Origin of the sequence: Vibrio sp. SCSIO 43086, from assembly GCF_051132235.1 — a bacterium.
Lineage (GTDB): Bacteria > Pseudomonadota > Gammaproteobacteria > Enterobacterales > Vibrionaceae > Vibrio > Vibrio diabolicus.
The window spans coordinates 1,614,176-1,626,248 of record NZ_CP072678.1 but is presented as its reverse complement, the minus strand read 5'-3'; the positions used below and the strand labels follow the sequence as shown (position 1 = coordinate 1,626,248).

Here is a 12,073-nt window from a genome sequence, read left to right as displayed (position 1 = left end):
GCAGCCATCGTTGCTGCGTTTTCAATTTACTCAAATTGATATTGGTAAGATAATGCGACGCGCCTATCTGCCTCATCTAAATACGTGTTGTTGTCCATGACAAACGTCATTACGTTAAACGAGTGACGTTTATTCACGAGATAACCAAGGCCGATACCACCAAAGAAGCCTTTGTAGTTCTCTCCTTCACTGTTTTCTGAGCCGTAAGTGCCTGCTGCGAAGCTGATTAACGTCAGTTCTTTGGTAAACGATTTCAGCGCAAATGCACCAACGTAACCGCTGCTGCCTGAAGAGCTCATCATATTGAAGCCATTCTCTGCACTTGGAGTGCCCGTAAAGTTAGGCTCGCTACAGTGGCTACTTTCTGCGCCGTCACAAACAGGAACATCACCAGTGTTGTACGTATAGCCTGCCATTGGGAAAATTTGGAAACCTGCTGGCTCAATCCCGAAATAACTTAGCGGCATAAAGGTACCAACACTGTAGTTGGTTTGATCCGCGCCGTTTACGTATTCATTTTTACCGAAGTTGAAGTTCACGATACCGACCGGAAACAACCACGAGCCACCAATACGCCACTCGCTCGCATCATCATTGATACGCAGGTTCATTTTGCGCGCTTGGTCAAGCGCAAGTGAGCCCGAGAATGAGATGTTTTGATCATCAAAATCGTAGTTGTTTGCGTACGACGCGCCAAATTTCGTAATGACTTTTGTTGGGTCATCCGCCAACTTGTTTTTATTGTCTTTTACTCGGTGCTCGGCACCATGAGCCAGCGTACTGACCAACAAAGTCGTACACACTAACGCTAGTTTATTTTTCATTTTTAGTCCTTTGAGATGTTGAATACCCGCACTTAGCCACGCAGATACTTTTTAAATCATCACTCACTGGGTGTGACAGAAGCGCCCTAACTACCTTAGATAGCGTGACAGCATCCAGTGCAGGTAGTTAGGGTAGAATGGCCTGTAAGGAAGGCGTTTTAGCGATTAGGAATGATTAGTTTTTCCAGTTGTAGCTCATGCTCATGAAGTACAGAGCAGGCTCATCAAAGCCAGCTTGTAAGCTTGGCGTTTCTGACGATTCCATCAAGATCGCTTCAAACGCGAAACCAATTGAGTTTTCTGAATCCAATGTGTAATCAATGCCTGTACCAATGCGGTACGCCTTGCCAGTAGGAACGGTAATATCACCGTTTGATTGGCTTTCATACATGCTGGTATCGAATGCAAAACCGGCATTCCACATCATTTTTTCATTCAGTTTGTACTGAGTACCCAATGCGATTTGGTAAGTGTCTTGTGTCTCTACGTTCAGCGTGGTTGTGTATTCGCTCCAGTCTTGCCAGTTCACGTTCCACATCACCGCTAGGTCATCATTCACTTCATGGTAAGCACTGAAGATCAGTTGTTGCGGAGCAATGGAGTTACTATTGTCGAATTCAAATTCGGTTTCAGAAGAGTAAGACAGACCAAGACGCGTGCCTGATGTTGCCTCATAAAGCACACCTACTCGGCCATTAACCTGAGTATTTTGGTCTTCGTCTAAGTATTTTTTATGCACGCCAGAGCTAGCCAACGTCCCTTCTACTTCATACATACCGTACTGAATACCAAGCGCCGCACCCACAGACCAGTGATCATTGATGCGGTAAGAAGCGGAAGGTTGAATGGTCAAGGCTTGCGTCGTTGCTGTAGGAATATCTAAATGATTATCCAAAAGACCTTCGTACTCGAGGCCAAGACCGTAGTTGCCATATAAACCAATACCCAGCGTCCATTTGTCGTTTACTTGTTGGCTGTAAAATGCCGACGCCATAGGAACAAAACCAATCACGTTGCCCGCATCGCCAGTCATCGTGTCTAATTGCGCGTCACCGTAAAGGCCAATCAGGTTACCAGAGAAAGATTTACCAGAAACATTCGCCAGACCAGCCGGGTTTGCTGCCATTACTGAGGCATCTTGCGCACGAGCCGCCATACCAGCGGATGCCAAACCAATATCCGATGCTGTTGTTTCGTAAAGGTATAACCCACCCGCTTGCGCAGTAGCACACGTCATTAGAGAGCTCGCTACGACGATTTTTGAAAGATTTTTCATATTAAAACCTATTATTGTTAGGGGAACCCACACTGCGACGGTGGTTGTATATCAATGAAAGGCATTGGCCAATCGCACACAGCGTGGGGGTGTTGTGGAGTCAGTCGGTTGAAATCAGCGTCATTGCTCACTCACCTCAAGTTCAGTGGGTTTCTTTCGCTTAAACTTCTCGCGCAGAGATTGCATCATCACGAAGAACACGGGCGTCAGTAACGTGCCTACAAACGTAGAGAGAATCATGCCGCCGAATACTGCAAAGCCCAGTGAATGACGAGATGCCGCACCAGCACCCGATGCAATCACCAACGGGAATACCCCCCAGATGAAGGCGAATGCGGTCATCTGTACTGCACGGAAACGGATTCGAGCAGCTTCTTTGGCAGCATCAATGATTGATAAGCCCTTTTCTTCTCGCAGAACTTTGGCAAATTCCACGATAAGAATCGCCACTTTGGCGGACATACCGATCAAGATGACCACACCAATCTGCACGTACAAATCGAACGGTTGTCCCACCAGTAATAACGTCCCCATTGCGCCGAGAATCGCGACTGGAACCGCCATCATTACCGCAGCAGGAATGGTCCAACTTTCGTACTGAGCCACCAAGAACAAGTAGGTGAACAGCAAAGACAATGCGAACGCGATTGGCGCCATGTTGCCTGCTTTCATCTCTTGGTAAGTCATGCCTGACCACTCGTACGAGTAACCACTTGGTAAAGATTCTGCAGCCAGTTTTTCAATGGCTTTTACAACATCACCCGAGCTGTAACCTGGCGCTGGTGCACCGTTCACGGTTGCAGAACTGAACATGTTGTAGTTCGACAAGGTATCAGGGCCGAAGATCGGCTTCACTTTCACTAGCGTTGCCAGTGACACCATTTTTCCAGAGCTTGAGCGAACAAACAGATGGTCGATGTCGTCGATGTTGTCACGGTACTGCTCTTCTGCTTGCACTTTCACTTGGTACGAACGACCAAACAAGTTGAAGTCAGAAATGTAGGCGCCGCCCAACTGTGCTTGCAGTGTGCTGAAGATTTCATTCAACGGTACGCCCATCGAAATCGCTTTATCGCGGTCAATATCGATGTAACGTTGCGGAATGTTCGCACGGAAAATCGAGAAAGCACGCGCCACTTCTGGCAGTTGATTGATTTGGGCAACAAAATCAGCGGTTGTTTTTGCCAACTCTTGTGGAGAACGGCCCAAGTTGTCTTGCAGCACAAGGTTGAAACCATCTACCGCACCCATGCCTTTGATTGCCGGCGTCGCGAAAACGAACGAAGCAGCATCTGGCGTTGAGTTCAGCATTTGGTTAACTTTATTCATCAATGCGTGTTGGTGTAGCTCAGGCTCTTTACGTTTGCTCCAGTTATCCAGTTTGATGATCAACATGCCCGAGTTTGGAATCGACGCCATGTTAATTACCGAGAAGCCCGCAACAGAAACCACGTTCTCCACACCTTCCATCTGTTTTAGCTCATCAACGTACTTCTTCATTAATGGCGCAGTACGCTGCAATGCTGCTGCATCTGGCAAACGCATTTCGACCATGAACACGCCTTTATCTTCGTTCGGTACGAAAGAAGAAGGTACGGTCATGAACGCAAACGCCAGCACCGCAATAAGCGCGCCATACACACCGATACTCAGCACAATGCGGCGGCTCAAGAAGCCAACTAAACCTTGGTATTTGCGCGTTATTGCTTCAAAACCTCGGTTAAACGCACGCAAAGGCGCAATAGGTTGCGAGTGAGTAGATTTCAACATCAACGCACAAAGCGCTGGCGTTAACGTTAATGCGTTGATCGCAGAGATCAGCACCGACACACAGATGGTTACCGCGAACTGGTTGAACATTCGACCAGAAATACCCGGCAATAGCGCAACCGGTACGAATACCGCCAACAAAATAAGCGTTGTTGCCAATACTGGCCCCGTCACTTCTTTCATAGCTTGGATCGTGGCCGGAATCGGGTCTAAATGCTCTTCATGGATAACCCGCTCCACGTTCTCCACCACGATGATCGCATCGTCCACCACGATACCGATGGCGAGGATCAAGCCAAACAACGAAATGGTGTTGATGGTCATGCCCATCACGCCCATGATTGCGAACGTCGCAATGATGGAAACCGGAATCGCTAAGGTTGGAATGATGGTCGCTCGCCAGTTCTGCAAGAAAACGTACACAACGAAGGTGACAAGAAGTACCGCAATCACCAGCGTCTCGTACACTTCATCAATCGATGTCTCTACATATTCGGTAGAGTCATAAGCGATGTCGTAGACCAAATCATCTGGGAACGATTTCTCGTACTCTTTCATGGCCTCTTTCACGCGTTCCATCACGTCTAGCGCGTTCGCTGTCGGCAACTGGTACAAGGCCAGAACGGCGGCTGGTTCGTTATTCATACGACCATCAGCTTCGTAACCTTGTGCGCCAACTTCGACACGAGCCACATCTTTCAAGCGAATCAAAGAACCTTTCTTGCTCGCACGGATGATGATGTTCTCGAACTCTTCCGCAGAAGTAAGGCGGCCTTTGGTTTGCAAAACATATTGATATTGCTGGTCACCCGGAGCTGGCATACCACCAACCTTACCCGCCGCCACTTGGATGTTTTGCGTTTTAATTGCGCCAATAACATCGCTAGCAGAAAGCTTCAAGGTAGCCAGTTTATTTGGGTTCAACCAAATGCGCATTGAATAGTCTTTCTTACCCAGCAGCGTAATGTCACTCATACCTTCGATACGTTTTAGCCGCTCAACAATATTGAGATCCGCATAGTTAGAGAGGTAGATACTGTCGTGAGACTGTTTCGGGGAACGCAGTGTAATAACGCCCAACATGTCGGAAGATTTCTTCTTAACCGTCACACCGATTTGGTTTACTTCTTGTGGGAGAGAAGACGTCGCTTGCGCCACCAAGTTGTTCACACGAACCTGCGCCATATCGCCATCTGCGCCCACTCGAAAATAGATACGTAGTGTGTATGAACCATCGTTACCAATCACAGAAGACATGTAAATCATGTCTTCAACACCGTTGACTTTGGCTTCTATCGGCTGTGCAACCGTCTTTTTAACCACGTTCGCGTTTGCACCCGGATACATGGTGCTCACCGTAATTACCGTCGGAGAGATTTGAGGATACTCAGAAATTGGCAAGACTTTCAGGGCGATCATACCCATCAATGTCATCGCCAGTGAGATCACCAAAGCAAACTTCGGCCGGTGAATGAAAAATTTACTTAACATCAGTTCTCACTCAGCCTTGTTCACTCTGTAGTTCAACGTCTTTCACCGTTGCACCCGGACGCACTTTTTGTAGACCATTGACGATGACTTTTTCGTTAGCCGCCAAGCCAGTCAGCACAGCACGTTTCACACCGTAGGTCTGACCGAGTTCAACGTTACGACGAGACACCACGTGATCATCACCAACCACCATGACGTAGTCACCCGCTTGGTCTTGCTGAACAGCCGCCGATGGGATAAGCAAACCATCAATAGTTTTGTTGCGCAGCTTGATGGTCAAGTTGCCATATTCACCCGGCATAAGCGCGTAAGTTGGGTTATCGAATTGTGCTTCTGCTCGAATTGAGCCTGTTTCTAAATCGATCTTGTTGCCAACGGCGTAGATCTTGCCATCAAGCGGGTACAATGAACCGTCTGAAAGCGTCAGTGTTAAATCAACATCCAGTTTGTCATCGTTACGATGAGCCACATCAATCGCACTTCTTACGCGGCGGTAGAGCTTCTCATCCACATCAAAGCCAAAGCGAATTGGATCGATTTGAGTGATCGAAACAAGAGGAACGAGTTGAATTTTCGAAATACGGTCACCCACTCGGAAGTTGCTGAAACCCACACGGCCAGAGAAAGGAGCACGCACAGAGCTAAATTCAAGATCGAGCCTTGCTGAAACCAGCGTCGCTTTCGCCTCTTCTACCGAAGCAATCGCTGCGGCGTGCGCGGCAATGGCGTCATCGTATTGCTGCTCACTGATGCTTTTATCTTTGATGAGTTTCTTCACACGTTCTGCATCACGCGTAGTTTGAACGAGTTGTGCTTTTGCTTTTTGCAACGACGCTTTTGCATACGCCAGTGCCGCCCTGTAAGGACGGTCGTCGATTTCAAACAGCAATTGGCCTTTTTCGACCATATCGCCATCTTTAAAATGAATCGCGGTTAATTCGCCACCGACTCGAGGCATAATATCAACGTCATTTACCGCTTCAGTTCGACCGATAAAAGTATGATAAGGAGTGATTTTTGTTTCGGTTAGGGTAACGGTTTCAACAGAGGGTGCTTGGGCAGTTTTCGTTGCGATATCGCCAGTTTTGCATCCTGATAGTAATGCAGAAGATATAGCAATAGATACCAACGCAAATTTATATTTGGCTTTCATGATAAACCTACTTTATGTAGAAAGTGCCCTAGCCTAAATATTTAAATATATGGATAAACACACTTTCTATTCTGGAAATAAACGAGGAAGTTAGAATTGGTAGTTAAATTCGATACGGTGATCACCATCACCGAAATTAACGTGCTCATTCCAGTTTGCAAAGTAACGAATATTTGCGCGAGGATTAATTTGATAAGACAACGCAAACTCATGAGTTAAGATATTATCTTCACCCGCGTAATAAGTATCTTTATATTGACTAGCCCCTGATAATGTATGCATATACATTGGGTTGTAGTTAATCCAGATTTTATCGGTTAATTCAATTTTTGAGTACATACCAACAACGGTGAAAGTACCTGGAATTTCATAACCTTTATCATCACCACTAAAATCATTAGCAATAGTGACACCCGCACCAGCCAAAGGAAATAACTGCAACATGCCAAACTTAGGTAGGCCTTGAATAAAGCTATAAGATGCATCTAATTTATCGTTATCAACATCGTAGTTTACATCCAATTGACGGCCTAGACCTTTTGCGACTTCTACTTGGAAATTACGTAGTCGGAAAGAGTCAATGCTGTCATCAACATTGGCATACATTGGATCGTCATTGTCGCGAATGCCAAATAGCTCACCACCAATGCCTTTCATTTCGATGATGTTCATCGCCATAGTGCCAGGCTGGCTAGATTGGTAAGTTTGACCGATTTTGATGTTCGCGCCTTTGTCAGTAATACCAAAGCCCGCTTGGGTGTAAACCGCAAGTGGGTCAGACATATCTTGTAGTTCTTCGTCATTATTTGTCTGAGCATAAGCAGAAGACGCGAGTTGAAGGGCTGCTGCCATGATAACAACAGACGGTTTCACTAAGTTCATAAAACTGTATCCATTTTAATGATTATAAAATTATTCACGTCATGAGGTCATCATAAATAGCAAGCAACACAACTCGCTTTGGATAATATAAATTATCAAAGCAAATTTAATAATGACGAAACATTAGACGTTTTAATTAAAATAAAATAAAGCGTCGTAAAAGTTCAATCACTGCTACTTATATCTTATATAACTTGAAATTTGGTAAGCTTTACGAAGAAGGGAATATTAAAACTTATAAAAATTAAATTATCATTAGGACAAATGATTAATTAATTTTACCATATAAATGAGGAGTGCAATGGTGTTAGGTGATCGCGATCAAGTTTTATTTTTATCGTATATTACTCTTCAGGTAAAGAAGATAGTTGTAATAAATTGCAAATACCTTAATTTAATTAGCCTTGCGGTCAATTTAGAATAGTTACTCCACAATAAATTGAAAGGAAATCACACTCTGTGATTCCCTTTTATTTTCGAGTGCAAAAGCACCAATGCATTTCGTTAACTAAAAACGCAAACGATTCGCACTATTGCAGTTTCTCTATCCCCATATTGAACAGTGCAAAGCTATAAATATCTGCATTTGTCTCAATTATTTTACGCGTTGGTGTGCCAGCACCATGTCCTGCATTGGTTTCGATGCGAATCAAGGTCGGATTTGAACCCGCCTGTTTTGACTGCAACTCAGCAGCAAATTTGTAAGAGTGAGCAGGAACAACACGATCATCATGATCACCCGTTGTAATCAATGTCGCTGGGTATTCCACCCCCGCTTTTACATTGTGCACTGGCGAATAACCTTTCAGATATTGGAACATCTCTTTACTTTGCTCTGCCGTACCGTAGTCATACGCCCAACCAGCACCTGCGGTAAAAGTATGATAACGCAGCATATCCAGTACGCCGACTGCTGGCAGCGCCACTTTAAACAACTCTGGACGTTGCGTCATAACAGCCCCCACTAACAAGCCACCATTCGATCCACCGTTAATGGCTAACTTGTTTGATGACGTTACCTTTTCATCAATTAGAAATTCAGCCGCCGCAATAAAGTCATCAAACACATTTTGCTTTTGCATTTGAATGCCAGCGTTGTGCCACTCTTTACCATACTCCCCACCGCCACGAATGTTCGCTACCGCGTAAACACCACCAAGCTCAAGCCAAGCTGCACGTGTCGGGCTAAAAGATGGTGTGAGGCTAATGTTGAAACCACCATAACCATATAGGATGGTTGGTGCACTGCCGTCCATCGGTGTCCCTTTTTTATAGGTGATGATCATCGGCACTTTTGTTCCGTCTTTTGAGGTGTAAAACACCTGACGAGATTCATACAAAGCTGGATCAAATGGCGCTTTAGATTTGTAGTACACCTCGCTATCACCATCTTTGATGTTCAGGCGATACGTAGTGCTTGGCATCTTGTAGTTGGTGAAAGAATAGTAGACTTCGGTTTCTTCTTTTTTACCTGAAAAACCGTACGCACTACCAATATCAGGCAGCTTGATTTCACGGATGAGTTTGCCGTTCATGTCGTATTGCTTCACCATCGAGATCGCATCAACAATATAGCTCGCAAACAAATTGCCACCCGCGGTAGAAACACGTAACACGTTCTTTGTTTCAGGGATCAAATCTTTCCAGTTTTTGGGCTGCGGCTGACTCGCATCCACCGTCACGACGCGTTTGTTCGGCGCATTAAGGTTCGTAACCAAGTACAGTTTCGTGCCTTGGTTGTCTATTACCCAAGTATCAGAACTGGTGTTATCTAAAATGGTTTTAAGCGGGCTGTTTGGCTTACTCAGATCTTTAAAGAACAGTTTGTTACCCGATGTCGATATGCTGGCTGAGATAAACAAGTAGCGTTCATCTTCCGACGTATAGCCGCCAACATAACGGTATTTCTCTTCCTCAAAGCTGCCGAAAATCAGCTGGTCTTCACTTTGTTTCGTCCCAAGCTTATGAAAGTAGAGCTTGTGTTGATCCGTCTTCGCGGAAAGTTCACTCCCCTTTGGCTTGTCATAACTTGAGTAATAGAAGCCTTGATTGCCGAGCCAACTGATGCCGCTGAACTTAATATCCACCAGCGTTTCGCCGACGGGCTTTTTGGTTTCTGTCTCTAGAACTATGACTTTTCGCCAATCGCTACCGCCTTCCGAAATGCTGTATGCAACTAAAGATCCATCTCGTGAAAAGCTCACTCCCGCTAACGATGTGGTGCCATCTTCACTAAAAGTATTTGGATCGAGAAAAATTTCTGCTTCACCATCACCTAGCTGCCGATAAAGCACGTCTTGGTTTTGTAACCCGTCATTTTTGTAGAAGTAAGTGAATTTACCCTCTTTGAACGGTTGGCTTTGTTTTTCGTAATCCATGAGCTTAGTAATGCGCTCTTCAATCTGCTTGCGGTAAGGGATTTTCGACAGATAATCAAACGTCACTGCATTTTGTGCCTTCACCCATTCTGCGGTTTCTGGGCTGAGATCGTCTTCCAACCAGCGATAAGGATCACTCACTTTTGTACCAAAGTAGTCATCGACAACATCCACTTTTTGTGTGGTTGGGTACGTGACGGCTTTCGGATTTACCTGTTCAACCGACGACTGCGCCGCTTCATTTGCATGCGCCACAGACAACACACTTCCGAGTGCGAGAGCCGTTGCTAATGCTAGGGTGTTCTTTTTCATGAAATTCCTTTTTATTTTTCTGTTGTCTTTTTGTGCAATACATCAGAACTCTACTATATATCGACAAAATGAATCTAATTTCATTAAACGAGTTGTGAAAGCCATCCTAACTCCCTCATTTCCTGCGAATTCTACATATCGGTAAGTGGAAGTGTAGAGCTTAGGAACAACGCTGAAGAGCTACGATGGCGTTTACTCTCTTTCGTTTAATTCAGTTCGATTTGACGCAAAACCCCAGACTCAGAAGCGAAATCTTGGTCGTGACTAATCAGAACAAATCCACCTTTGTATGCATTTAACGCCTGACTAAGCATTATTTTTGAATCGAGATCGAGATGGTTATCTGGCTCATCAAGCAGCAGCAAAGGCTGGGAGTGTTGATGGCTGACGATCAGCATTGCGAGCTTCATCTTCTCGCCACCGCTTAGTACGCATCCCAACCGAAACACAGCGTCTCGACGAAAACCGATCCCCGCCAGTAAGGTTCTCGCTTCACTTTCCGTCATCTCTTGGCAGGTCTCGATTACGTTCTCAAGTAACGAAAGATTTGGATTCACTGCGCCAAAGTGTTGGTCGAGATAATACAAGGGAGTATTCACTTGCAGCTCACCACTCAGCAACGACAACTCGCCAAGCAACGTCTTTAACAAGGTTGACTTTCCGCATCCATTTTTCCCTTTGAGATGGACTTTATCGTTCGCAAAAATCTGCAAAGTGATAGGGGTAGAATCCCCAAAAGGCAATATACCTTCTTGTATCGACAACACTTTTCTCGAACGGTTCGGATTATCTGCAAGATAAAGCTTTTGCGCTTTGAGCTGCTCATGTCGCGATTGCAACGCCCGCTCTTTGGCTTGTAAATGCACTTGTCTGAGTTGCTCATTCTTATTGCGATTTGAGGCGCTGGCGGTCGCGCTATCCTTTTTGCCATCAAGCAAAATTTTGGGCTGACTGCCGTCTTTGCGCAGTTTGTTCCCTTGCGCGGCGCGTTGGTCTGCTTTTTCGCGATTTTTCTGGGCTTGCTCAGCTAACCGTTTTTTCTGTTTATCGACCTGCGCTAACTGCCTTTCGACCGCTTGTAGCTCAGTGCGTTTTTGCTCGGCATACACATCGTAATTTCCACCAAAAACTTGTAAGCCTAGGCCCGATAGTTCCCAAATTTCCTCCATCTCTCGCAGCAGCTCGCGATCGTGACTGATGAGTAAAATCGCGCCACCGAAATGCCTCATAGACTCTATCAACCATTGTTTCGCCTCGGTATCGAGGTGATTGGATGGCTCATCGAGAATCAAAAGCTCCGTTTCGTTTTCAAACAACTGCCATAACTGCAAACATGCCAACTGACCACCACTGAGCCGAGCACAAGAGAAATCAGGGTCTTGCGGCAAGCCCATCGCAGCAAGCTGCTGTTTGAGTTTCAGTTCAATATCCCACTGTTCGCCAACCAGTTCGAACCAATGCTCAGAAACATCACCTTGTTCAATCTGCTTTAAAGCATGCAAGACCGAGTCTGTTCCCAGAAACTGGGCGATCGATTGCTGACCTGAAAGCAGATCAGACGGCTGCTGGCGATACATCATGAAAGAAGAGGGAGAAGTCACAACACCGCTGGCAGGCTGAGTTTCTCCCGCCAAAATGGAAGCCAAAAGCGACTTACCGATGCCATTGCGCCCAACCAAACCAACACGTCGTTTAGTCATGGAACAAGAAATAGACTGGAATAGCGTCTCGCCATTATCAAACTGATTGCTAACATTAAAAGCTTGTAAAACTGGCATAATTTGCCTCCTGTATGACAGGGACAACAGCCGTAGCTATGATTTGAGATTGCAACAAAACGCGTGCACAAACGCATTAAGCTCTATGTAAAGCTCGACGATAAACGTCAAATCAAAAAGTCGTCTTGTTGCAAAGAAATATCGGAAAGTGAGCTACGCCTACTAACCCTGCAGATCCAAAAAATAAGTAAAAAATATGGATAACAGGT

7 protein-coding genes are annotated in these 12,073 nt (G+C 45.4%); all 7 read right to left on the bottom strand.

What is annotated here, in order from left to right:
• Positions 1 to 26 precede the first annotated feature (26 nt).
• The 7 genes from J8Z23_RS23460 to J8Z23_RS23430 all read right to left on the bottom strand — a co-directional run bounded on the left by J8Z23_RS23460 (position 27) and on the right by J8Z23_RS23430 (position 11,864).
• Positions 27 to 824, bottom strand: a complete 798-nt coding sequence (locus J8Z23_RS23460) for a hypothetical protein (RefSeq protein ID WP_237284367.1) — start codon at positions 822 to 824, stop codon at positions 27 to 29.
• 175 nt (positions 825 to 999) lie between these two features.
• Positions 1,000 to 2,100 (bottom strand): OmpP1/FadL family transporter, encoded by a 1,101-nt coding sequence (locus J8Z23_RS23455; protein ID WP_434635485.1) that lies wholly within the window; start codon positions 2,098 to 2,100, stop codon positions 1,000 to 1,002.
• 120 nt (positions 2,101 to 2,220) lie between these two features.
• Positions 2,221 to 5,361 (bottom strand): efflux RND transporter permease subunit VmeQ, encoded by a 3,141-nt coding sequence (gene vmeQ / locus J8Z23_RS23450; RefSeq protein WP_434635483.1) that lies wholly within the window; start codon positions 5,359 to 5,361, stop codon positions 2,221 to 2,223.
• A 10-nt stretch (positions 5,362 to 5,371) separates the two neighbouring features.
• Positions 5,372 to 6,514: an efflux RND transporter periplasmic adaptor subunit VmeP gene (gene vmeP / locus J8Z23_RS23445; protein WP_301614282.1), complete on the bottom strand. Its 1,143-nt coding sequence runs from the start codon at positions 6,512 to 6,514 to the stop codon at positions 5,372 to 5,374.
• 90 nt (positions 6,515 to 6,604) lie between these two features.
• On the bottom strand, positions 6,605 to 7,396 hold the full coding sequence (locus J8Z23_RS23440) for a hypothetical protein (protein ID WP_203342785.1): 792 nt from the start codon (positions 7,394 to 7,396) through the stop codon (positions 6,605 to 6,607).
• A gap of 530 nt (positions 7,397 to 7,926) precedes the next feature.
• The gene (locus J8Z23_RS23435; protein ID WP_434635482.1) at positions 7,927 to 10,086 is read right to left on the bottom strand and encodes a prolyl oligopeptidase family serine peptidase; all 2,160 of its coding nucleotides are present in this window, start codon (positions 10,084 to 10,086) and stop codon (positions 7,927 to 7,929) included.
• Positions 10,087 to 10,292: 206 nt separating this feature from the next.
• Complete coding sequence (locus J8Z23_RS23430; protein WP_434635481.1) at positions 10,293 to 11,864, bottom strand: ATP-binding cassette domain-containing protein; 1,572 nt, start codon at positions 11,862 to 11,864, stop codon at positions 10,293 to 10,295.
• Between the last annotated feature and the right edge of the window lie 209 nt (positions 11,865 to 12,073).